At 48.9% G+C, this 24013-nt stretch carries 15 protein-coding genes and 1 pseudogene; 11 read left to right on the forward strand and 5 right to left on the reverse strand.

The features are described 5' to 3' along the window. Positions 1-51 precede the first annotated feature (51 nt). Positions 52-1896, forward strand: coding sequence for a glutamine--fructose-6-phosphate transaminase (isomerizing) (glmS, locus tag ACFQ0N_RS28790; RefSeq protein ID WP_379332927.1), 1845 nt, complete (start codon positions 52-54; stop codon positions 1894-1896). A 126-nt stretch (positions 1897-2022) separates the two neighbouring features. Here glmS and ACFQ0N_RS28795 read toward each other — a convergent pair whose 3' ends face one another. Together ACFQ0N_RS28795 and ACFQ0N_RS28800 are read right to left on the reverse strand one after the other, a co-directional pair. Next, positions 2023-3618, reverse strand: coding sequence for a response regulator (locus ACFQ0N_RS28795; protein ID WP_379332929.1), 1596 nt, complete (start codon positions 3616-3618; stop codon positions 2023-2025). Beyond that, a complete protein-coding gene (locus tag ACFQ0N_RS28800; protein WP_379332931.1) occupies positions 3593-5404 on the reverse strand; it encodes a sensor histidine kinase in 1812 nt (603 codons plus the stop codon). Before ACFQ0N_RS28800 ends, ACFQ0N_RS28795 begins: the two co-directional genes overlap by 26 nt. Before the next feature lie 317 nt (positions 5405-5721). Here ACFQ0N_RS28800 and ACFQ0N_RS28805 point away from each other — a divergent pair, with 317 nt between their 5' ends. The 3 genes from ACFQ0N_RS28805 to ACFQ0N_RS28815 all read left to right on the forward strand — a co-directional run bounded on the left by ACFQ0N_RS28805 (position 5722) and on the right by ACFQ0N_RS28815 (position 8818). Beyond that, entirely contained in the window at positions 5722-7023 is a 1302-nt protein-coding gene (locus ACFQ0N_RS28805; protein ID WP_379332933.1) for an ABC transporter substrate-binding protein, read from the forward strand. A gap of 68 nt (positions 7024-7091) precedes the next feature. After that, entirely contained in the window at positions 7092-7973 is an 882-nt protein-coding gene (locus ACFQ0N_RS28810) for a carbohydrate ABC transporter permease (protein WP_379332935.1), read from the forward strand. An 11-nt stretch (positions 7974-7984) separates the two neighbouring features. Further along, on the forward strand, positions 7985-8818 hold the full coding sequence (locus tag ACFQ0N_RS28815; RefSeq protein WP_379332937.1) for a carbohydrate ABC transporter permease: 834 nt from the start codon (positions 7985-7987) through the stop codon (positions 8816-8818). Positions 8819-8982: 164 nt separating this feature from the next. Here ACFQ0N_RS28815 and ACFQ0N_RS28820 read toward each other — a convergent pair whose 3' ends face one another. Next, a complete protein-coding gene (locus ACFQ0N_RS28820; protein WP_379332939.1) occupies positions 8983-9825 on the reverse strand; it encodes a helix-turn-helix transcriptional regulator in 843 nt (280 codons plus the stop codon). Positions 9826-10007: 182 nt separating this feature from the next. Here ACFQ0N_RS28820 and ACFQ0N_RS28825 point away from each other — a divergent pair, with 182 nt between their 5' ends. From ACFQ0N_RS28825 to ACFQ0N_RS28855, 7 genes are all read left to right on the forward strand, one after another. Next, complete coding sequence (locus ACFQ0N_RS28825) at positions 10008-11072, forward strand: Gfo/Idh/MocA family protein (protein WP_379332941.1); 1065 nt, start codon at positions 10008-10010, stop codon at positions 11070-11072. Positions 11073-11106: 34 nt separating this feature from the next. After that, complete coding sequence (locus ACFQ0N_RS28830) at positions 11107-12096, forward strand: sugar phosphate isomerase/epimerase family protein (RefSeq protein WP_379332943.1); 990 nt, start codon at positions 11107-11109, stop codon at positions 12094-12096. A 289-nt stretch (positions 12097-12385) separates the two neighbouring features. After that, positions 12386-13363 (forward strand): ABC transporter permease, encoded by a 978-nt coding sequence (locus ACFQ0N_RS28835; RefSeq protein WP_379332945.1) that lies wholly within the window; start codon positions 12386-12388, stop codon positions 13361-13363. Between the two features lie 21 nt (positions 13364-13384). Further along, positions 13385-14251, forward strand: a complete 867-nt coding sequence (locus ACFQ0N_RS28840) for a carbohydrate ABC transporter permease (protein ID WP_379332947.1) — start codon at positions 13385-13387, stop codon at positions 14249-14251. 92 nt (positions 14252-14343) lie between these two features. Continuing rightward, positions 14344-16638: a helix-turn-helix domain-containing protein gene (locus ACFQ0N_RS28845; RefSeq protein ID WP_379332949.1), complete on the forward strand. Its 2295-nt coding sequence runs from the start codon at positions 14344-14346 to the stop codon at positions 16636-16638. A 176-nt stretch (positions 16639-16814) separates the two neighbouring features. Beyond that, on the forward strand, positions 16815-18398 hold the full coding sequence (locus ACFQ0N_RS28850; protein WP_379332951.1) for an extracellular solute-binding protein: 1584 nt from the start codon (positions 16815-16817) through the stop codon (positions 18396-18398). A gap of 196 nt (positions 18399-18594) precedes the next feature. Further along, positions 18595-23511, forward strand: coding sequence for a sugar-binding protein (locus ACFQ0N_RS28855; RefSeq protein ID WP_379332967.1), 4917 nt, complete (start codon positions 18595-18597; stop codon positions 23509-23511). A gap of 118 nt (positions 23512-23629) precedes the next feature. Here the strand turns inward: ACFQ0N_RS28855 and ACFQ0N_RS28860 are convergent, their stop codons facing one another. Both ACFQ0N_RS28860 and ACFQ0N_RS28865 read right to left on the reverse strand, forming a co-directional pair. Continuing rightward, positions 23630-23728 carry a hypothetical protein gene (locus ACFQ0N_RS28860; protein ID WP_379332953.1) on the reverse strand — a complete coding sequence of 33 codons (99 nt, stop codon included), beginning with the start codon at positions 23726-23728 and terminating at the stop codon, positions 23630-23632. Beyond that, positions 23712-24013, reverse strand: a pseudogene (locus tag ACFQ0N_RS28865) (hypothetical protein); the annotation flags it as partial. The gene ACFQ0N_RS28860 and the pseudogene ACFQ0N_RS28865, both read right to left, overlap by 17 nt.

Below are 24013 nucleotides of genomic sequence, written 5' to 3' on the forward strand. Positions count from 1 at the left end.
GCCGTTAGCAACGGGAATGAAATAATAACCGTTAACGGAGGTCTATCGAAAATGTGTGGAATTGTAGGATACATCGGGTCGCGTGATTCACAGGGTATATTGCTGGAAGGGCTAAAGAAGCTGGAATATCGGGGTTATGACTCTGCAGGTATTGCCGTATTTGACGGCCGGAAGCTTGAGGTGCGCAAATCGCAAGGACGTCTTGCCAACCTCGAAGAGAAGCTTGATGGTCAGCCGCTGCGTGGTTATGTCGGTATCGGACATACGCGCTGGGCAACGCATGGCAAGCCGTCGGATGTCAACTCCCATCCGCATACAGACAATTCTTCGAAATTTTCAGTCGTTCATAACGGCATTATTGAAAATTATTTGGAATTAAAAGCGCAGCTAGCGGCAAAAGGCCATCAATTTGTATCTGAAACAGATACAGAGGTGATCTCGCATTTGGTGGCAGATCTGTACCAAGGCGATATTGTGCAGGCTGTACAGGCTGCAGTTCGCCAAATGCGCGGCGCCTTTGCGCTGGCTGTACTGACAGAGTACGAACCGGACCGGTTAATTGCTGTCCGTTACGCCAGTCCGCTGGTTATCGGCATTGGCAATGGCGAGAACTTTATCGGTTCCGATATTCCAGCCATCCTGGAGCATACGCGCGATGTATATATTTTGAACGATGGCGAAATGGCCATTTTAACTTCGAACGGTGTCGAACTGCTGACGACTGATGGCAATAATATTTCCAAGGAAATATTTCATGTCGATTGGGATCTGTTAACCGCAGAAAAAGCCGGATTTGATCATTTTATGTTGAAAGAGATTTACGAGCAGCCAAGAGCTTATCGCGATACGATGATGGGTCGCGTGATCGAGGGAACGGAGGAAGGAAGCCTCAAAGTACAGCTGCCTGAGATCGGCATGACAGATGAACAGCTGCGAGCGATCCGCAATATTCATATTGTTGCTTGTGGGACTGCTCACCATGCTGCATTGATCGGCAAAGCCGTGCTGGAGTCGCTGGCGAGAATTCCTGTGGAGACAGACGTAGCCTCAGAATATCGCTACCGCAATCCGATTATTACACCTGAGACGCTGGTCATCGTAGTCAGCCAGTCCGGAGAAACGGCAGATACGCTGGCAGCTTTGCGGGAAGCCAAGCGCTGCGGTGCTCGCGTGCTGGCGATTACGAATGTGGTAGGCAGCTCTGTATCCCGTGAAGCAGATGATGTCATCATTACACAAGCGGGGCCAGAAATTGCTGTAGCTTCTACCAAAGCCTACACTTCGCAGCTGATCGCATTCTATCTGCTGGGCCTCTACATGGCAGACAAGCGAGGGGCGTGCGAGCAAGCGCAAATCACTATGGTGCTGCAGGCGATGCAGCAATTGCCTGAGCAAGTGGAGGCGATCCTGTCGCAGGCTAATGTGCTGAAGCAGACTGCTCAAGCATTGGTGAAGCATCAAAGCTTGTTCTTCATCGGGCGCGGTGTTGATTATGCGGTTGCTCAGGAAGGCTCGTTAAAGCTGAAGGAAATTTCTTACATTCACTCCGAGGCTTATGCCGCAGGTGAGCTGAAGCATGGCACACTTGCCTTGATCGAAGAAGGAGTGCCTGTCATTGCCCTCATCACGCAGGATGAATTGTATGAGAAGACACTTAGCAATATTAAAGAAGTGACTGCCCGCGGCGCCTATGTATTCGGCGTCATTAACAGCGGTCAGGAGAGTGAAATCAGCCAATCCGTCGACGAGCTGTTCGCCATCCCGCAGACGCTGCCGCTGCTTACACCGGCTCTGTCCGTCATTCCGCTGCAGCTGATTTCTTACTACGCATCCCTGGCGTTGGGGAACGATGTAGATAAGCCGCGGAATTTGGCGAAGAGTGTTACGGTGGAGTAGGCGGGAAAATAAATTGAGTCCCGATTGATTCATTACAATAAAGTAATGTTCTACTCAACAGAATTACAATAAAGTTTTGTTTTATTAAAATACCAAGAGGGCAACACTTGTTTAAGTGGTTGTCCTCTATTTTTTTAATTGAGCACGGTAATCCTTCGGACTGAGTCCTGTATATTTCTTGAACACATTTGAAAAATACGCGGAGTCGCTGATGCCTACCATCATGCCGACTACGTAGGCTTTAATTTCGCTTTTTTGCAGAAGCAGCTTTGCCTGCTCGATTCTGTATCGCGTAAGGGCTTCCGTGATGGTTTCGCCGGTTTCTTTTTTAAACAGACGGCTCAAATAGCTGCTATTCAAGTGAACGTGATTGGCCAGCATCTGTAGATCGATATCCATGCTGTAATTGGCTTCGATATATTTAATTACTTTCTCAATCGATATATTGTCGTGTATTTTGGCGTTAACAATGGAGGTGACGGATTCGATCATATCGATCATTAAATTCGACAAACTCACGATCGACTCGCAATTTGCAATCTCATCAAATTTGTTCAAGGTATACTCCATTTTGTTGTTTAGCATATCGCAGTTCAAAAGTAGGTTAGAGCATACAGAACATACCAGGTTTCCGATCGCTTTGGTTTGTTGAATCGTTCGATTTGTTGCTCTTAGCTGTTGGATGATTTCCTTCATCTCATTAACGGCGCTGCTTCCGTCGTCCATCTGTACATGATGGATCATCTGTTGGATTCGTTGTTTGAATTCCAGCTCGATCACAGGCGAGGGACTGCTATCCTTCGGCATGTAGTAAGATATCTGTAATCCCGTATAAAATTTCTCTGATAACGCTTGTCTGGCTTCTTCATACGCGATATGCAGTTCCAATAGGGAGGTATGCATATTACTAACTCCTATCGAAACGACAGTGTTCATAAAATTATCCGAAATTTGTATGAGCTCATTGCAAATTCGGTTGACGTCTCGTATATGAAGGGAATAATCATGCTCCTCGAACGATACAAGCATGATCACCATCTCATTACTAGGAATCAAGAGGATGGGACTGTAGTCTTGAAACGACTGATTTAAGAAATTGATTAAAGACGTGATTATGTGTTCCTGTTTATCAGGATTGTCCGGTTCGGTGTCCAACTTAGCCTTTAAATCAAACGCTACTATAAAATAATGCTTAAGGTTTATTCCAAGACTTTGCGCTTTGTATTCGACGTCAGCCGAATGGATGCTGCGGTGGAGAACATCTTGCAAGAAGCTTCGTTTGATCTCCGGTAACGTGTTGATCATTTCTTCTTCTAATTTCCTGATTTTTGAATCCGCTTCCCTCTGTTGGATGATCAAGTTTTTAGCTTTCCGAATGGCATCCTGAACTTTATCGATAGGATTCGTCTTTATAATAAAATCGATAACACCATACTGAATGGCAGATTGGGCGAATGAAAAGTCAGCAAAGCCTGTTAGTAAAATAACCTTCGTTTTGGGGTAATGTTTATAAATTATTTCAGACAGCTCGATGCCGTTTAAGGCGGGCATTTTTATGTCCGTAATCACGATATCGATTTTTTTCGTTTTCAGCGCCTCTAGCGCCTCTAAACCGTTGCTGGCTTCATTGACGATTTGGCAATCCAGTTCACTCCAATCTATGAAATTTTTAAGTCCGTTTTTAATGACATGTTCATCATCGGCTATCATGACCTGAAACAAATGGAGCCCCTCCTTGTTGTGCTGGTATGCGGATTGCTACGGTTGTCCCCTTGCCTTGTTCACTGCGAATGGCAATTTCATATTTTTCGCCATACATGAATTTCATTCGCTTGTTTACATTGATTAATCCAATGTGAGTATGGTTTTTTTTGTGTTTTCTGGATGCTGCTTTACTATTTCCTGCGAGGTCCAACTCGGCTGTATCGAATCCGACACCGTCATCTGCGATTTCAATGTTAATTATTCCAAAGTCCTCATAAGCGTTGATATATAAGTTGCCTTGAGCAATTTTATTTTCAAGCCCATGAACGATTGCATTTTCAACGATCGGCTGAATGCACAGCTTGGGAAGGGAATAGTCCATGATCGATTGATCGATATTTACTTGGATTGTGAATTTGTCCCCAAAACGCTCCTTTTGAAGATAAAGATAGTACTCCACGTATTTCATTTCTTCCCTTATCGTTGTGGTCTGGCTCGAATCTGTATAAATGCTGGCTTGCAACAACTCGCTAAGTGACGATACCATCTTATAAATGGTGTCATTGTTGGACATTTTGGCCTTCCATCCAATCGTAAGGAGAACATTGAACAAAAAGTGGGGGTTGATCTGTGCCTGCAGCGATTTCAACTCAGCCTCTTTAATGAGAAGTTGGTTATTATACACCTCATTGAACAAATAATCTATGCGGTTGATCATTTTGTTGAAAATATTGCTCAGGCGAATTAACTCGATCTCTTTATACCCACCCATACGGGCATTATAGTTGCCTTTCTGAACCTTTTCCATTTTCTCGATCAAATCTTTTATGTGCCGAATAACGTGGGTCGAATAAAAAATGCCGATAACAACGAAAACGATCACTAATAATGCAATAATATACAAGTAATCCCGGATACTTTTGTTCAAATCCAGAAAGACTGATTTTTCAGGTACAATGATTAATGAGGTAAGATCATAACCGTTGATTTCCTTAGCAGCGATCCAGAACCTCTCATTATTGATTTTTATTTGTTTGGCTGAGCTGGTCAATTTTTGTGCCAGCAGCTCGCTTGGAGCCTTCTTTCCCAGCATAGATTTATCAGTGGCTGAAACGACAATCCCGTCATTATTAAAAATCATCCCTTGAGAACCTGTATATTGACTGATGCCTTCATACGTTTTTGAAATAATATTTTCATTAATGTCTAAAACGATGGTACCTTTTAAGGAAGAATCGTTTTCATCAAAAAAATTACGGATGTAAAACAGGGTGGGGTTAGCGGCTGTAGGGGGGATGATTTCGAATCTGCTGTTTTGGTTTCGATGTTTTCGTACCAACTCCGAATAGTTTTCTGTATTGATTAATTTTAAGGAATCGTATCGCAAATAAAAATAATCCTTTTCATCAACATTAAACATAAATATGGAGTTGATTAGGCCGCTTTCCCACGCATAATTGAAAAATAGATTATGTTGAACGCCTCTTTGCAGCGTATCTCTGATTTTTATTTGAGTGGCGGATTGGACATTGTTTGTCTTTAAAAGGCTTAGATTGCGCGTAATATCTTTACTGTTAATAAGATTAAAAAACAAATTGCTTGTGCTCTCAAACTGAGAATATATAAGCTTGTTCGTTTCATTTGTGAAATCATTCAACTTATTGAGAAGCTGATTGCTTAAAATAGAAGAAACGACGGCATAAAAATAAATACCTGTCGCTACCATGGGGATGAAGACGATGACTGCTACAAATACAATCATACTTCTTTTGATCGAGTGGTTCCTAAAAATATTTCGCAACATTTTTAACTCCCTGCCTTCGAATTAAAACAATGATGTAGATAAAGAGTTCGCTGGAAGCACTGGATTTCCTTTGATAACGAAAATGATTCGTGAATAAAGTAAAGAAATCGATAGAAAGTAAAATGGATACAACTTTCTTAGCATTAGTCGAAAAGCTGCCTGGCTAGCAGTCTTTTGTTCTAATCGGGCGTGAAAAACAGAAAATCAAGTAAAAAAAACAATACTCGAAGTAATAAGGTTCTATTCTATAGCGTGCTAAATTTTTTTAAGATAAGGGATATAAATCATATAAAAACGATTAAGGGAGGATCACCTCAATGGGTAAGCGTTTTCAACGCCTGGTTTCCGTTACATCTCTAGTCATGTTAACAGCTATGGTGTCAGCATGCAGTACAGAGAAATCCACGACAAATTCACCTGCTGAAACGGAGCCCGTAGAAATTAAATTTTTGACTTCATGGGTCGGCAATCATCCGTTCGCCGGATATTTAAATGAAAAAATTGAAAAATTCAACAAGCAACATGAAAATCAGATTGTCGTTAAAGTGGAGGACGTACCTGACGATGCTGCGATGAACGAGAAACTGAAAGTGATGATCTCGGGCAGGGATTTTCCGGATATTGCGGTTACGGATAGTGGTTCGATTGCGGATCTGGCAGCTAAAGGCGGTGTGGTATTGGACCTCAAGCCGTATATAGATGCTGATCCTGATTGGAAGTCCAGCCTTGATGAACGCGGCTTGGAGACATGGAACCACAATACTGGCAAATGGCATGCGATCACAAGCCATAACGATGTCGTCGGGTATTTCTATAACAAGCAATTATTTAATGAAGCCGGTATTCAAGCACCTGCAACAACTTGGGAGGAATTCTTCAAACAGTGCGAAATGTTGAAGGAAAAAGGAATTACTCCAATCGCCATCAACACTGCGCAAAACGGCTGGACCGCCAACCTTTGGTTTATTTCCTTGATTGGCACCAATGGCGATGCGGGAAACAAACTGGCGAATACTAATCATCCAGAAACGTATGAAACGCCTGAAGTTATTTCCGCCGCGAATAATCTCAAAAAGATTATGACTCAATACTCCACGAAAGATGCAGTCGGCCTGGATTATGCAGGAGCCATGAACTATTTTCTGCAAGGCAAAGCGGCTATGATTGCCAACGGCATTTGGCTGACAGCTGACGTATACGATAAGCAAAAGTCTATTAAAGGTTTAAAAGATAATCTTGGAGTCGCAAAATACCCAGGGGACGGCATCGTTTCCACACCGGGCTTCACCTTCATGGCTAGCAATCTGGATGAGAGGAAATACGATGCCGAGGTTAAGTTCATTCGCTTTCTTACTGACGAGCAAGGCCAAATCGATAAGTTGACGCAGCTGAATCTGGTGCCGGCTTCTAGTAAGATCGACGTATCTCAATATCAGATCGATCCGATGCTGAAAGAATTGATCAATCAAGCGAAGAGTGCCAAGTATACGTACGTTACGCCGTGGGCTATTTATCAAGAAAGCGTCACCAGCAACATCACTCAAGATCTTGCGTCTCTTGCTTTCAAGCAGACGCCTGAACAATTCGCCAAAACGTTAACCAGTCAAATCAAGAACTAATAATTTGAAGTAACCATCTCTTTTTGTATGGCTCAACAGCTTGGAAAAATGCAAGGGAGCTAATTATCATGGTCATCAAACATAAATTCTGGACTGGCTTGTTTATCGCGCCTACCCTCATTATTTTTCTAATGTTCTATGCATACCCGCTGGGAACTGTTGTCGTCACCTCCTTTACCGAATGGCATCTTGCCAGTCCGATCGTCTTCAACGGATTTGCAAACTATGCGGCGCTATTCCGCCCAGATTCGGCATTTGGCGAGAGTTTGGTGAATACACTGCTCTGGCTGATCCTGCAGTGCACGGTCTTCGTAGGTCTCGGTGTACTCGTGGCACTGCTTACGATGCGGCGGGACAAGTTTTCAAGATTCATTAAGGTCGTCTATCTGATCCCCAATATGATTGCCGTAGCGGCGCTAGCGAGACTGTTTTATTCGTTCTTCCAGCCAAGCTACGGCTTGGTCAATCAGTTCATCGCTAAAATCGGGTTTCCTGATTTCGATAAAAACTGGTATTTGGATCCGAGCACGGCATTTCTATCGGTTACGCTGACGTCTATCTTGTTTGCGGGCATCATCACTTTGATCGTTTCGTCCGAAATTGCCTCCATTCCCGCATCCATTTTTGAATCGGCTACAATCGACGGTGCGACGGGCACCCAGATCCATCGCTATATCACGCTTCCATTGTTAAAAAATATTATCGCCACCTCGCTCATTTTGGCTTCGACCGGCGCATTGAAAATGTTTGAGGTGATTTACTTGACGACTAATGGAGGCCCGGGCAATCAGACCATGAACCTTTCGCTGCTGCTGTACAAAACCGCGATGTCAGACAATGATTTTGGTTATGCAAACGCAGTCGGGACAGTCATTTTCGCCATTGGTATTGTCGTCATCCTAATCATTACCAAGTTATCGAAATTGGGGCAATCCCATTATGTGGAGTAAGGAGCAAGGCCATGACCATACGCAAAGCAACCGCAGAAGGATTGAGATTGATCTTTTTATGCATCATCATGTGCATCTCGCTGGTTCCGTTCATTTGGACATTCATTGCGTCGTTCAAGACGACTCCTGAAATTTTGGAATCGGCTATTTCTTTGCCCGACCAATTGAGCTTCGACAACTATATCAGTGCATTTCAAAAGGCTCCGTTGCTGCTGTTTTTTATTAACAGCACGATTGTAACCTTGGTCTCTATTGTCTTTGTCCTGCTGTTGTTCAGTATGGCAGCATATGTTTTTGCAAGACATAAATTCAAAGGCAGCGAATGGCTGTTCTCTTTCCTTTCTTTGTCGTTGCTTGTTCCGACAACCGCGATTATTTTCCCGCTTTACTTACTGGTGAAGCAAATCGGTCTTTACGATACGAAGGCGGGGCTGATGTTCGTGTACGTATCGCTGTCAATGCCAATCTCGATCTATATTTTCAGGAGCTTCTTCTTGACGATTCCCAAGGACATGGAGGAGTCAGCCTATATGGAGGGCAGCGGATTCGTGAGGACCTATTTTCAAATTATCGTTCCCTTAGTAAAACCGGTATTTGCCACCGCGGCCATATTGGCCTACCTCACGTCATGGAACGACTTCCTGTATGCGCTGCTCATTACGTCCGGCCAAGAAAACCGTACGATCCCGCTAGTGATGAAATATTTTGAAAGTCAACAGTTTGGGAGCGACCTGGGAGCGGTTTTCGCGGCCGCCGTCATCGTCATTTTACCGAGCATTGTCGTTTATCTTTTATTGCAAAGGCAGATCGTTTCCGGTTTAGTCGCAGGGGCCACCAAGGGATAACAGAAGATAGAAATATCTATCGTTTCAATACGATACAATCCATCGCTAAGTTGCTCAATAAAACAACGGCAGTCTAGGACGTTATTTCTCGTCCAAGTTTGCCGTTGTTTCTTTTATTGTTTTAGACAGAATATGGTTTTGAAGTTGTCAAGTTCTAAACCGGACTATGGGCGAGGCAGCGCTTTTTTGTATTTGCCGGGACTGCTGCCGTACATCGATTTAAAAAATCGGATGAACGGAAACGCATGGTCATAGCCGATCAGATTGGCGATTTCCCCCATCGTCAAATCCGTCGTAGCCAACAAATATTGCGCCTTCTTCAATCTCTGCGCTTGGATATATTGCATCGGAGAAACTTGGAAAGCTTGTTTGAACTCCTTATGAAAATGGGAGGTGGACAAGTACATCAGCTCGGCCAGCCGGGTCACCTTTATTTTCTCGGCAAGATGTTTCTCGATGTAGTCGAACACAGGCTGAAACCGCTGGAACTTCCTCATATCCTCGAAGCTGCCGATCTTGTACCGGGAGACGGAAAGAACAATTTCCAGCAGAGCGAACATTCGCTGCTTGACCTGCGCGGTCTTGTACAAGGATGTGCTGGCGTCGATCGGATCGGTGTTCATCAAGGCGGTGATTTCAGCTTGAAGCCGACCGATGTTATTTCCGACGTCTCTGGAGGTGACATAAGGAGTTTCTATGAAGTCGAACAGTTGAAAATGGCCAAAAAGAGTGATGTCCAGATTCAGCCAATGCGTGACGAATTGAGGTTCCAGCATGTTGATTTCATATTTGTTATTCGATGGGATAATCAACCCTTGCCCAGGCTCGACCTTATAGCTCGCATTCCCGATGTGAAGAAGCAGCGGGCCGTCCGTAATTTGGGAAATAAGCGTGAACGGCTGATCGAAACTATGAGATTGCTTCACGTCAAATCGTGTCGTATTGCCCCGGAAATAAGTAAAATCAAGCGAATTCAGGATCGTGATCAAAAACCGGGAGTCATCCATACATCTTCCGCCTTCTTCATGTAATTACACTTAATTATAGTGCAACGTGCAACCGAATCAAGCGGAATGAAGCAGGGTTCGTATAATAAGTGTATTAAATCAGACGATTTGTCATTTCTTCCTTCCATCCCCCAGTGAGATAATGTTCCCGTGACAGAAATCATGAGGGAGTTGAAGCGGAAATGAGCGCTAAACTGAAGATAGGCATTCTGGGCGGCGGAGGCATTTTGACTGCGCATGCCCCGGGGTATACACGACTTGCGGATATATGTGAAGTTGTTGTGGCCGAGACAGACGCAAGCCGCCACAGTGAGATCCGAAGACTGCTGGGCGAGGATGTTGCCATTGTAGGAGATTATACCGAGATTTTGGCCGACAAGGACGTGGATGCGGTTGATATTCTTCTTCCTCATTACTTGCATGCGCCTGCCGCAATCGCGGCTGCGGAAGCAGGCAAGCATGTGCTGACCGAGAAAGTGATGGCTCGCAATGTGGAGGAATGCGATCAAATGATCCAGGCTTGTGAGAAAGCCGGCGTATCGCTTACCGTCTGCCATGACCGGCGCTACGATTCCGATTGGCAGGCGCTTAAGCAGGTGGTCGATTCCGGCGAACTGGGGGACATTTTATTCTGGAAATTGGAGCACAATCAGAACGTCGTTTTCCCCGAGAAAAGCTGGGTGCGGTCGAAGGAAATGCTTGGCGGCGGTGCTATCATGAGCTGTCTCACCCATCAGATCGATTCGCTCAGATGGTATGAAGGCGAAGTGGATCAGGTGACTTGCATGACGAAGACGGAGCCGGATCGCATGGAAGGGGAAAGTATCGGAGCCGTAATGGCCAAAATGCAATCGGGCGCGCTGGCTCTGCTCTCCATTAACTGGTACACGCAATCGCATCACGCCCCGGACGGATTATGGTACGAATTCAACCATGTCACCGGTACGAAGGGTGAAGCGTATTTTATGAGCGGCAAAGGCACATACGTCAAAATTCATGACGGATCATCCAAGCAGTTCCACTACGACATGAAAGGCGAAGGGAGCTTCGTCAAGGTTGAGGTAAAAAAAGAATTGACAGGCCATCAGCGCTGCATCGAGCAATGGGTGAAAAGCTTGAGAGGCGAACAGGCGGAAATTTTGACCGACGGGACAGATAGCCGTAAAACGGTTGAAGTGGCGGAAGCCGCTTACCGGGCTGAGGCAACGAAGGCGGTTGTCAGCCTTCCCCTGCAACCGGCACGTTGAAAGCAGTGGACAGACGATAAAAGGAGGACTGGCCTTGAAGATAGGAATTGATAGCTTTACGCTCCGGGAATTAAACCTGGATCCTTATCAGTGTCTGGATTATGCCAACAAACGAGGATTGGAAGGCGTGCAGTTTGGTGGTATAGACGGGTTGAGCCCCAATCGTGATGTGGGTGAACTACTAAACTTAAAGGATTACGCTGATTCACTCGGAATGTATATTAACGTTTCCGTAAATTCATGCAACCCGCTTCAATTCAACCAATCGGAGGATGAAGAAAGAACTGCGATAAGCCGTGCTATTCAAGCCTTCGCTAAAACTGGCTGGCATGAGCTGAGGAGCGTGATCAGCCATAGTGACGAAAGATACAAACACCCTGTTTCATGGAACATTCATTTATCAAAGAGTATCGATTTCTTACGCAGTCTGAGACCAGTGCTCGAAGAATGCGGCAGCAGAATCAATATTGAGAATCATGGTGACTCCACCTTTGATGTTTTGCACATCGTTGAAGCAGTTGGTTCTGACATCTGCGGTGTATGTCTCGATACTGGGAATACACTCGTGAATGGGGAAGACCCTGTACAGGCGGCCAGACGAGTCGCTCCCTATACGCATATGACCCATATCAAGGATGGAATCGTCTTTTTCTCGGCGAATGGGGTCAGCAGACAAGGTAAGGCTCCTGGCCAAGGAAATGTCGATTTTGCGAGCATCATCGCCATTTTGCATGAATACAACCCGGATTTGCCTTTGTCGATCGAGGATCACAAGTGGATTTTTGAATTCCCGGTGTTCGAGAAGGATTGGTTTATTCCCAATTCTGATTTGACGCCATATGAATTCGGTCAATTTATCAAGCTGGTATCAGTAACTGAGCAGAAGCTTGCCTCTGGCGAGCTGCCAGCGGTCGATGTATACGAAGCGATACCATATTTGGAGCAAATGGAAGAAAGGATTGCAAGCGGTGCCGAGCATTTGCGGGGGATCCTGAAAAAATTGAATTTACAAAGCGGCAAATAAAAGATGGCCCGCCATACACCAAGTATGACGGGCCTTGCGTGTTTGCAAGAATGTCGAAGACATGCAAGAATGTCCAAGCTGAAGAAAGACTAACAGGCAAGAGAATCTAATTGTTGATAGAAAAACTACATTTTATAGTTAGAACATCTTAGGCTTGAATTGTTCAATCAGGAGGTCACCACCATGTTATTCGATATGGAAAGATTGAAAAATCCTGCAGCGGATGACCGCATCTATTTCGATTATGCCGAGCACGTTAGCAAACCGGTTCAAGAAAGGGTATGGAACAATGAATGAGCTACAGACATTATACGTGAATTCTGAGGGCGCCCCAGACCGCCGCCGCCGGGTGACGAATTGGCTTCGAGGTCTGAGGAAAGATCTTCGCAGGGACAAATACTTGTACTTGCTTGCATTGCCCGGTCTTGTATTTTTCTTCATATTCAAATATGTACCTATGGGGGGAGTGGTCATTGCATTTCAAAATTACTCTCCGTTTGCTGGAATATGGAAGAGTGAATGGGTAGGACTGGAGCATTTTCAGCGGTTTTTCTCCACCCCGGATTTCATGCTGCTGTTTCGCAACACGATGGCGATCAGCTTGATGAATCTCGTTTTCTTTTTTCCGCTTCCGATCGCATTGTCCTTGCTAATGAACGAGCTTCGGAGCGTTGTGTTCAAGCGGACGGTGCAATCGATCGTCTATATGCCGCATTTTTTGTCTTGGGTCATTATTGCGGGGCTTACTTTTCAGTTATTCGCCACGGGCGAAGGCTTGGTCAATAAAATATTGGAGGAGCTAGGCGCAAGCCGCATCGACGTGTTGACCAATCCGCATATGTTCTGGCTCATGCTTACCTTGCAATCCATCTGGAAGGAATGCGGTTGGGGCACGATTTTATTTCTGGCGGCTATGGCCGGCATAGACCCTCAGGTGTACGAAGCTGCGAAAATAGACGGAGCGGGCAGGCTTCGCCAGATGTGGCATATTACGCTTCCGGCGATCCGCAATGTCATTATCATCCTGCTGATTCTGCGGCTGGGACGCACGATGGACGTAGGCTTCGAGCAGGTATTTCTCATGTATAACGGAGCTGTGTCGGACGTAGCGGAAGTATTCGATACTTATGTTTATCGCGTCGGCATTCAGCAGGCGCAGTTCAGCTACAGTGCGGCCGTGGGGTTGTTCAAGTCCGTTGTCGGCTTGCTGCTGGTCGTGCTGGCCAACCGGTTCGCCAAAAGAATGGGCGAGGAAGGCGTATATTAAAGCATACAAGGAGGATTCGATATGAAAGCAAATATCGGCGATCGGCTGTTCAATGTCTTGAATATCGCACTGCTGGGGCTTATTGCTCTCGTTACCTTTTTTCCGATTTACTATGTATTCGTCGTATCGTTCACCGATTCGTCCGAGTTCGTACGGAAGAGCTTTATTCTTTTTCCCGAGAAATGGTCTTTAGAATCCTATAAATATTTGCTGTCTACGAAAGCTTTCTCACGTTCGATCGGGGTGAGTGCCTACCTTGCGATTGTGGGCACAACGCTCAGCCTGATCGTGACCGCCGCGCTCTCCTATACGCTATCTCGCAAGAGATTGCGGGGCAGAAGGGTTATTCTGCTTGGCATTCTGCTAACGATTTTGTTCAGTCCGGGAATCATCCCAAGCTATTTGGTCGTTCGCCAATTCGGGTTGATCAATAGCCTGTGGGCGCTAATCTTCCCCGCTTTGGCAAGCGGCTGGAACGTGATCTTAATGAAGGGATTTTTCGACAGCGTGCCGGCCGAGCTTGAGGAGTCCGCATCCATAGACGGGTGCAACGATCTGACGATCTGGCTCCGTATCATTTTGCCGCTGTCGCTCCCTTCTCTTGCGGCGTTCGGGTTATTCTACGCCGTCGAGTATTGGAACCAGTTTTTCGCCGCTATGATCTATCTTAACGACCCGACAAAATGGCCGATCCAGGTGATGCTGCAAAACATGCTGCTGAATGCGGACAACTCGGAGCTTCGGGCCGAGATGTCTACCATGTCTCCTCCGTCGGAGACGTTGAAGATGGCGGCTGTTATCATCGCCACCGTCCCGATTCTTACGGTGTATCCTTTTCTGCAGAAACACTTTGCCAAAGGAGCGATGGTCGGCTCGATCAAAGGCTAACATTTCACTTACCTCTGCCCGGCTCATGCAGGATTAAGGCTCGACACTGTCGAAATTTAAGTGAATTTTGCGAGATTGGGAGGGGAAGTCGCGTGTTCAACAAACGTTTTTTTCGCAAAAGCCTTGCCTTGATGCTGCTGGCCGCAAGCATTCCCGGCCTCATTATCGGGATCGGCATTTACGAGCTGGCCGCAAGCAAGATGGAGAGCGAGCTGCAGCGGCTGCATCAGAGCCAGATTAAACAACGGGCGGAAAATATCGTCGACCAGTTGGCTTATTTGGAGTTAACCTTCTCTCACTGGGCTTTCGACACCAAATTTGACGACAAGATGAGAGAGCTAAACATCGCTTACGACTACGAGAAGGTTCAGGAACTGTACCGGACGTTGCTGGTGATGGAAGGGACACATCCTTTGTTGAAACGGGTTGACTTGTTTCTCGACGAACCGCGCCCGGTCTTGTTTAATAAAGACCAATTTGCGTATTTGTCCGATTCCCCCGAGCTGCAGCCCTATGAATCTTTGCTCAGTGAACGGAAGTCCCTCTTCTGGATGAACGTGATCCATTCCGACCAAGCCAAGGCAAACGGCGCCGAGACGCTCAAGCTGGTAAATAAAATTCCCGGCGGAAGTTCGGAGCCCTTTGGTGCCATCGTGGCTACGATCAATGAGGATAAACTGATCAATCTTCTGGATACGCTGACTCCATACAATGAAGGCACGACCCTTCTGATGACCAAAGACGGCAGTTGGCGGCTGTCCGGCCACGATAAGGGAAGCCCTTCGGGCCTCGTTGCCGCCCTGCAGCAGGAGTATAGCCGCCATAGCGGCACATCGGAATCGTTCTTGTTCGATTACGACAAGACTACTTATTCTGTCTCCTACGGCGAAATGTCGCGACTCGGAAACACCTGGGTCTATATTTCCGCGGCACCGTTAACGTCAATCACAGCGCCCGTCTTGCTGCTCTCAAAGTGGATTGTGATCATCAGCGTCATCGGCCTGCTGCTTGCTTTATTGATGTCCTGGTTTTTGTCAAAGCGGATTTATTCTCCTGTCGGACGTTTGGTCCGGCTGATCTCGGGAGACAGAGGCGAAGAGCTAAAAGACGAGTTCGATTTATTGGAACAGCGATGGAATCATTTGGCCGAAGAGAGCGAATCGTTGCGCGTCAGATTAAAGGAGCAGCAGCCGCTGCTGCGCGACAGCTTTTTCCTGGAACTAGTGCAGGGCTACTTCTATTCGCTGGAGGAGAACAATCTTCGCGAGCGGCTCAGACATTACGGCTGGAGCACGGAGAACCGGCAGTACGTGGTCCTTATGTTTCAATTAACAGGTTTCGCCAACTTGAGGGGCCGGTTCTCGGTCGGAGACGAAGAACTGGTCACCTTCGCGGCAACGAACATTATTGAAGAACTGACGGGAACGCATTATGAGCAGGCGGAGACGGTCAACTTTCACAACTTCTCGGTCGGGCTGCTCCTGTCCTTGCCTGAGGATCACCCGTCCTGGCTGGAGGAAGAGTTGGACTCTTTCGGCCAGGAGGCCATGCAGACGATCAAACGGATTTTGAACATGCAGGTTACGATAGCTGTCAGCAAGTGGACGAACCAGGTGAAGCAAATATCGCAATTGTTCGAGGAGGCGAGACAGGCTTTGGTTTATCGCGATCTGCTTGACGAACAACAAATCATTAAGACGGACCGCTTGTTAAAAGCCAGTCCTCAGATGGACGCCGGCTTCCCGTTTACGTTGGAGAAAGAAATTGTCCATGCCGTGCGCAGCGGACAGGAAGTCGAAGCGATGGAGCTGATCGGGCAATTCATGAAAGCATTGTCTGCCAGCAGTCCGACGGAATTGACCGTTCAGCAGGGAATGCTTCAACTGCTCGGAAGCATTCGGTACGCGGTGCTTCAATCGGGAATGAATCCGGTCCAATTGTTCGGCGGCGTCAATTTGTTCGACCAGTTGGCGCTAATCAAGGAACCGGAAGAAATGCGGGCATGGCTTCAGCGGAAAGTCGTCGGCGTGTTTATTCAGGAGCTGACCTGCAGACAGGATTTCCATGTGAAGCAGCTCGTGGAGAAGTCCATCCTTTATTTGCGGGAGCATTACATGGAGGCCATCTCCCTCGATTCGTGCGCGGACAAGTTCGAAGTCAGCCCCTTTGTGTTAAGCCGCGCTTTCAAATCCGTCGCGGGCATCAACTTTATCGACTATTTGACGGAAATACGCATCGATCATGCCAGGAGCATGCTGCGCGAGACGGAGCTGAAAATCAACGAAGTCGCTGAACGCGTCGGTTACCAGCATACTTACTTCAACCGCATATTCAAGAAATATGAGGGCAGCACCCCGAGCCAATTCCGGGAGATGCATCGTTCCTAAGAGAACCAGAACGCGCGGCAGGCTTCGCAAATTCCCCGCTGCGCTTGCTGTGCAAAGCCTGCAAATTTGTGCAATTCATGCGAAAATGCGAATGCAAAAGAATATAATTGCGTGCAAGCCGTGATTCGCCTAATTTCAGAAGTGGCTGTGCCAATCATATTAGGGGAGGGATCACCATGGAATCAAAAAGATTATTCAAAAAGAAGACAGCGGCGGTAGCAGGCATTGCAGTGCTATGCGTCGCCCTCGCGGGCTGTTCAGGCGGCTCGGGGGAGAACGCGGCTTCGACGAAGCCAGAACAAACCGGAACGGGAAACCCGGCCGCAACGACAGTCGGCAACGACGAAACGCCGCTTGAGGTCAGCATCATGACGGTTCTGTTGTCGCCGACGCCTGCTGCGGACGACAACCCGATCAAGCAAGCGATCGAGAAAGCGACAAATTCGAAGCTGAAAATTCAATGGGTGTCGGGCAACAACTACACCGATAAGTTGAACGTGACGCTGGCTTCCGGCGATATCCCGGAGCTGATCTTCATCAACGATCCGTTCAGCACGGTATTCCGTAATTCGGTTAGCGAAGGCGCGTTCTGGGACATCGCTCCTTACATCAAGGATTATCCGAACCTGAGCGGCAAAATTCCTTCTACCGCCTGGGAGCTGACGAAGATGCAAGATGGCGGCAACTACGGCATTCCGCGGCCGCGGCCTTCGGAAGGGGACAGCTTCTTTGTTATTCGCAAGGACTGGCTGGACAATCTGGGCCTGGAGGTGCCAACGACTACGGATGAATTGTACAACGTCATGAAATCGTTTGCCGAGAAGGATCCGGATCGAAACGGCAAGAACGATACCATTCCCTTCGCGGCCTTCGTAGACCCGAACGGTATGGGCACGCTGGGGCAAATCGAGAACAGCTTTACCGGAGCGAACGGCAAGTGGAAACTGCAGGACGACAAGCTGGTATACACGCCCCTTTTGCCCGAAACGCGTATGTCCCTTGAATATTTGAACAGAGCTTACAAGGAGAAGCTCATTCCGGAAGATTTCGCTTCGCTGAAACTGACTCAAGTAAACGATCTGTTCAAATCCGGCAAAGCGGGTATCCTGACGGAAAAAGCCGGTCCCGTGCTCACTTACTATGACCAACTGAAGTTGGTTGCTCCGGACTTCAAGCATGAAGATTTCTATCCGGTTACGAGCATTAACGGTTACAATCCGAAAGGACCGGGCTTCTCGGGCATATTGGCCATTCCCAAGAAGGTGCCGGAGGAGAAGATGAAGCGGATTCTGAAGCTGGTGGATACCTGGATGGACGATGATGTGTTTGCTTTTCAAACCTACGGCTTTGAGGGCACGCACTATACCGTGAAGGACGGTGTAAAGGTTACCGATACGGAGAAGCTGATTGCGGATAATGCACCGGACTTTAATCAAATTGTGTACGTATCCGATCCGTATGCAAGCTCCGCAAGCCCTTTTTTCCCCCCGCAGCTTAACGAACTTTATAAAAAGATCCAGGACGAGCGTGCCAAGACCAGCGTAGCGGACATCAGTATCGGGCTGTACTCGCCGACCGCGCAGAAGGTATTGGCCGAGCTGGATAAAAAAGTGCAGGACATGAAGACCAAGGTCATTTTGGGCCGGGAGCCTATTTCGGCATGGGATAGTTTTGCAGCCAGTCTGAAAAGCAACGCCGATGTGATCAAAATGAGCGAAGAAATGACGGAAGCTTATTGGGCGCGGAACGGCAAGAAGTAAGTCCGGCAGGGCAAGGCGGTGACGCTTCATTCATTTGCTTTGCCCTTCCACCCTTCCGTCCTGCCAGCAGGTTAAAGATTGCAAACGCTTTCCTTTGTTTAATCCATCATGTGATAGTCGAACTCCGGGAACGGCCCGGCGATGTGAATATCGAGTGGATGAAAGATGACAAATGAGGGAGTGGACGAATTTGGCAATGAAAAAGTGGATGGTAAGTCTGATGCTGGGCCTGCTTTTGTCTGCCTGTCCTATGAACGGACTTCTGGCGGGAGGAAATGCGACAACGGTTCAAGCGGCGGAAGCATTGCAAAACGTAACGATCGGCAATTTTGAAAGCGAGGAAGAGGTTTGGAATTTCGGCTTGGGATCCGAGTTTCCGGGAGCTCAAGGCGCGTATGAGCGGGATGCGTCGGCTCCGAGAGCCGGGACCTTTTCGGGGAAGCTGCACGGCGATTTCAGTGCGGGAGGCAAATATGTGTCCGTCGGTAAAAAGTTTCTGCCCTTGGATATGCGGAAGCTGGAGTTTTGGCTTAAGTCGGCCGATGCCTCCGCGGTCGCGCTTCGGGTAATTGATTCAACCGGACAGGTGCATCAGCGGAAGATCGCGCTGGCGAATGCCAATTGGCAGAAGATCGAGATCAGCACCTTCAACATCGGCACGAACTATCTGCATTTCGGCGGCGCCAATGACGGCAAATGGCATGGTCCCGCTACCGGAATCTCCTTTCTGCTGGAAAAGTCCAGCTTGATCGGCGGCAAAACGAGCGGTGACGCGTGGATCGACGACGTGTCGGTAACGGCGCCGTCGCAGGAAAGCGTATGGGAGAACGAGATCGGCAGCTTCGAGGACAGCTTCGACATATGGACGCTGGCCTCGCAAGGCGGAGCCAAGGGCGAATATATACGGGATACGGCCGAGGTCAAATCGGGGGCTTACTCAGGCAAAGTGAGCGGGGATTTCGGCGCCGGCGGGCTGAATGTTTCGCTCGGACGAAGCTTTTCTACGCCTATGGATTTGAAGAAGCTGGCGTTTTGGGTCAAAACGGCCGATTATGCTGCGGTCTTGCTGCTGGTGAAGGACTCGACCGGTCAGGTGCATCAGCAGAAAATCGCCTTGGCACCTACCGGGGACTGGCAAAAAATCGAAGTGTGGACCTTTAACGCCGGCACAAGCTATCTGCATTACAATGGGGCAAACGACGGGGTATGGCATGGCCCCGCTCAGGGAATCGGGCTCTTAGTGGAGAAGAACGGTCTGGTCGGCGGCAAAACAAGCGGGGATATTCGCTTCGACAATGTCGTTGCGACGGGTTCCCAGCCGGATTTGGACATTCAGCAGTCCCGGATGGGCAATGTCTTTCTGGCAAACGAGTCCGCAGCCTTCCCTCTTGTGACAAGAGGAGACACGGTCAGCTGGAGCGTATATGATTATCTGGATCATCAAGTATTGGCAGGAAGGGATGCCGTGCAGGGCGGGCGGCTGAATTTGACGATCCCGCTTCAGCAGCTCGGCTATTACAAACTGACACTTGCCGCGGAGAAAGACGGTCAGACGATCCGAAGCGCAGACATTCCTTTTGCCCGCCTGTCTGCGGATGACCCGACTATAACGGACAACTCTCCATTCGGGATATCAACCCACCTTGCAAGAACAAACGCCGGATGGAGCCCTGAGTTAAGTGCGCTGCTTCAGCGCGCCGGGGCCAAAAACTTTCGTGACGAAATCACTTGGGTGGATGTCGAATATGCAAAAGGGAAATACCGAAAACCTGCGAACCGCGATGCCTTTATGCGGAGCACGCAGCAAGACGGCCTGAAGCCGTTCATCACGCTCGACTTTACCAATCCGTTTTACGATCAGGACAGTACTCCCTATACGGACGAAGGTCGTGAAGGGTTTGCAAATTACGGTAAGGCTTTGCTGGATCTATACGGCAGCCAGATGGAATGGGTGGAAGTCTACAATGAGTTCAACGGCGGCTTCGGAGACAGAGGGAACGGTCCCGCTGACTCCCGTCCCGACTACTATTTCAAGCTGCTGAAGAAGACCTATGAGACGATAAAAGCCGCCAGACCGGACGTCACGGTTGTCGGCATGGCGTCAAATGTAGACATCCCCTGGATGGAGGAGGTATTCCGGCTCGGCGGGCTCCAGTACATGGACACCGTTTCCATCCATCCTTACAATCGATCGCCGGATGGCATGCTTCAAGCCGTACTCGATGCACAAAGCTTGATCCGGAAATATAATCAGGGACAAGACAAACCGGTTTGGATTACGGAAGTTGGCTGGCCGACCGACATCGCGGGAGTGGACGAAAAAACGCAAGCGGATTATTTGGTGCGTGCTTATGTGCAAGCACTGGGAGCGGGCATCGAAAAAGTATTCTGGTACGATATGATGAACGATGGCCTGCAACAAGACTATGGCGAGCATAATTTCGGTCTCATTCGGCACCAGGGCGATGCTCAAGGCCAGTACACGCCGAAACCTGCCTATGCTGCTTACGCGGCGATGACCAGAGAGCTCATCGGCGCTCAATTTGTTGAAAAGGAAACGTTCGACACGGGCATTGCGAGCTACAAATTCAACAAGGACGGCAGGAACGTAAGGGTCGTTTGGACCAATACGCCCATGCAGGCCGCGATCCGGACCGAGGCGCCGATTCAAATCGCCGATATGATGGGAAATACCGAAACGTTCACGCCGCTTGACGGCAAAGTTTACATGACGCTAACCGGGGAGCCGATCTACATCAAAAGCGACGTTGACGGAATCGCTGCCGATTCGACGTTTGCCGTGACAGGCGGGGAGGCGGTAGCCGGGGAGCTTGCGGCGGTGAAGGTGGACGTCAATCGCGCGGGAGCAGGGCCTTTGGCCGCAGCATTCAACGTGGAAGGCACGTCTTATCCTTTGTACGCGGAAGCCGGTCAGAGCATTTCCGTTCCGCTTGCCTTGCGCGGCTTGAACCGGGAAGGGATCCGTTACGTAACGGGAGATTTGATCGCGAATGGAAATGTTGTCGGAAAACTGAGAACGGCCGTTAAATTCGGCACCGCTTACGGCGTTCGGATCATCCCAGTCATCACCGATGCAAATACGAAGAGCGAAGCGCTGAAGCTGCAAATCCGAAACCATTCGGAGACGCAGGCGCTTACCGTCCTGAAAGCCGATTGGCAGTTCGGTTCCGGGTCCGGCATTCAGGAGCTAGCCGCGACGATCCCGCCAGGAGCCGAGAGAACGTATGAGATTCCGCTGAGTGGCTTTGATTACGGCGTCAGCTATCCGGCCAATGTGACCGTTCAATTTGACGGAAAAGCGTCGTTTGTTTATGCAGGGAAGCTGGATTTTAATCCGATCCATTTCGGCAGCGTGCAGGTTGACGGTGCTGTCGATCCGGCAATTGAGGCCGCACCTCCGCTCATCGAGTTGTCGAAAGGAACGAATCGGATTTCGAATTACTCCGGACCCGCGGATTTGGACGGCCGCGTTTGGTTGAACTGGGATCGGGATAATTTCTATCTGACCGCGAAAATCACGGACGATACTCATTTTACGCCAGCAAGCGAGGGGGATATCTGGAAAAACGACAGCATTCAGTTTGCCATGATGGCAGGCATGCCGGGAGAGCTGATGGGGTGGTATGAATTCGGGCTGTCCCAAACACCGCAGGGGCCGCAAATCTACCAGTGGAGGTCAGCTGATTATAGCGAAAAGAGACTGATTACGAACGGTTCCTTGCATGTTACGCGAGACGAGGTACAGCATGTCACCGTCTACGAGCTCTCGCTTCCTTGGTCCGAGCTTACACCGATCAAACCGGAAACGAACGAAGCCGTCAGTTTTTCACTGCTCGTCAACGACAACGACGGCACGGGCAGGAAAGGATGGATCGAATGGGGCTCCGGGATCGGGGACGTGAAAGATTCCAAGAAGTTCAGAACGGTTCAGTGGATCCAAAATTCATCCGCCCCGGTCATCGCCATCGAAGGGGTTGCAGACGGGGAGAGCTACGCGGATGCGGTCGTTCCGGTCGTAAACGCTGCGGATGAAGACGGCGATTTGCAGAACGTCAGCATCCTGTTGGACGGCGAAAACTGGACGTCGGGTACGCCTGTAACCGGCAAGGGAAGTCATGTTTTGTCGGTGCAAGCCGCCGATCAGGCGGGGAACATCACCGAGCAATCGGTCACGTTCATGCTCTACCACAGCACGGCAATGGAAGCGTCAAACGCAGCAGGGCAGGTTAATGACACGGTAACGCTGCGGGCGGTGCTCCGGGATAAGAACGGCCAGGCGATTGTCGGGGAAAGCGTGTCCTTTGCCGTGTATGGAAATGCGGCCGGAACGGCGGTTACCGACGTTAACGGGGTTGCCTCGCTTGCGTACGCCATCCAGCTCACGGCTAGTGCCGAGCAGGATACGGTTTACCCGATACATGTTTCGTTCCTCCGGAACGATGCCGCGTATTGGCTTGGCAGCGAAGGGAGCGGGGAATTGACGGTCAAGCGTTTGCCTCCGCCGAATACGGCAGATGCCCCGGGAAAGCCGTATCTGTCGGATGACAATGGGCATGACAACGGGATACTGGACGGCAAGTATACGGTCAGGATGAATATGTGGTGGGGAAATAATGGCACCACGTATAAGCTGTACGAGAATGACGTTCTGATCGATACGCAAACCCTTACAGCCCATTCACCGAATGCCCAATCGACCGTCACGGACGTAACGTACCGCCAAAACGGCACGTACCGCTACTATGCGGAACTCATCAATGCATCGGGCACGACGAGAAGCGACGTTCATACGGTAACCGTCACGCAAGCGGCGCCGGCCGTACCGGTACTCTCCCACGATAACTGGGACGGCGACGGAAGCTACAAAATCGCCATGAATATGTGGTGGGGCACGAACGGCACGACGTATCGCTTGTATGAGAACGGCGTTCTGATCGATACGCAAGCGCTTGCCGATCAAACGCCGAGCGCACAGTCGGCGGTTACGGTCATCGCTAACAGACCGGCAGGGACGTACGAGTATCAAGGCGAATTGAGCAACGATGCCGGCATGGCGATCAGCGGGAGGATCGTCGTGAAAGTGAACCCTTGAATAAGCTTCCCGGCACCTGCTCTCTCTATGGGAGCAGGTGTTTTTTTTACTTGCTTAGGTGATGGTGAATTTGTAACGGACACAGGAGCTAAGCTTGCCCCACAACACCGGTAAAAAATTACAGCAAAAAGCGATAGGATTGAAAGACGGTTCGGAAAGCCTGCATGCCTTTCCAGATCACTTTTGCGCCGGGTTCTCCGTCACTTTTGCGTCCCAAAAATCCGCCAAGCTTGGCCAGAGCGCGAACGGCCTAAGTGCAAGGTTGGCGGCTGAGCGGGCAGCGTGTTCGTTTTATAGGCAATCCGGTAGAGCACTTGCCATTCTTCCTCACTCATCACTTCGGTGCAGGAGGCCTCCGGCTGCTGCCGCGCCAGATACGTCAACTGCTGGATTTGCACGGCAATAATCGAGTAAAACAGGATGAGTTTTTTCAGCCGGTCGGCATGCTTCTCTTGCAGCTTCTCGACTTCGCAGCCACTTTTCAAGATGTAGTGGAACCGTT

The organism is Paenibacillus sp. GCM10027626 (assembly GCF_042676285.1).
Lineage (GTDB): Bacteria > Bacillota > Bacilli > Paenibacillales > Paenibacillaceae > Paenibacillus_Z.

Bases quoted from the DNA above. Each gene is read 5' to 3' on its own strand.
- ACFQ0N_RS28840 (WP_379332947.1), top strand. From the start codon at position 13,385: ATGAAAGCAAATATCGGCGATCGGCTGTTCAATGTCTTGAATATCGCA.
- ACFQ0N_RS28850 (WP_379332951.1), top strand. From the start codon at position 16,815: ATGGAATCAAAAAGATTATTCAAAAAGAAGACAGCGGCGGTAGCAGGC.
- ACFQ0N_RS28810 (WP_379332935.1), top strand. From the start codon at position 7,092: ATGGTCATCAAACATAAATTCTGGACTGGCTTGTTTATCGCGCCTACC.
- glmS (WP_379332927.1), top strand. From the start codon at position 52: ATGTGTGGAATTGTAGGATACATCGGGTCGCGTGATTCACAGGGTATA.
- ACFQ0N_RS28815 (WP_379332937.1), top strand. From the start codon at position 7,985: ATGACCATACGCAAAGCAACCGCAGAAGGATTGAGATTGATCTTTTTA.
- ACFQ0N_RS28805 (WP_379332933.1), top strand. From the start codon at position 5,722: ATGGGTAAGCGTTTTCAACGCCTGGTTTCCGTTACATCTCTAGTCATG.
- ACFQ0N_RS28855 (WP_379332967.1), top strand. From the start codon at position 18,595: ATGAAAAAGTGGATGGTAAGTCTGATGCTGGGCCTGCTTTTGTCTGCC.
- ACFQ0N_RS28820 (WP_379332939.1), bottom strand. From the start codon at position 9,825: ATGGATGACTCCCGGTTTTTGATCACGATCCTGAATTCGCTTGATTTT.
- ACFQ0N_RS28800 (WP_379332931.1), bottom strand. From the start codon at position 5,404: ATGTTGCGAAATATTTTTAGGAACCACTCGATCAAAAGAAGTATGATT.
- ACFQ0N_RS28835 (WP_379332945.1), top strand. From the start codon at position 12,386: ATGAATGAGCTACAGACATTATACGTGAATTCTGAGGGCGCCCCAGAC.
- ACFQ0N_RS28825 (WP_379332941.1), top strand. From the start codon at position 10,008: ATGAGCGCTAAACTGAAGATAGGCATTCTGGGCGGCGGAGGCATTTTG.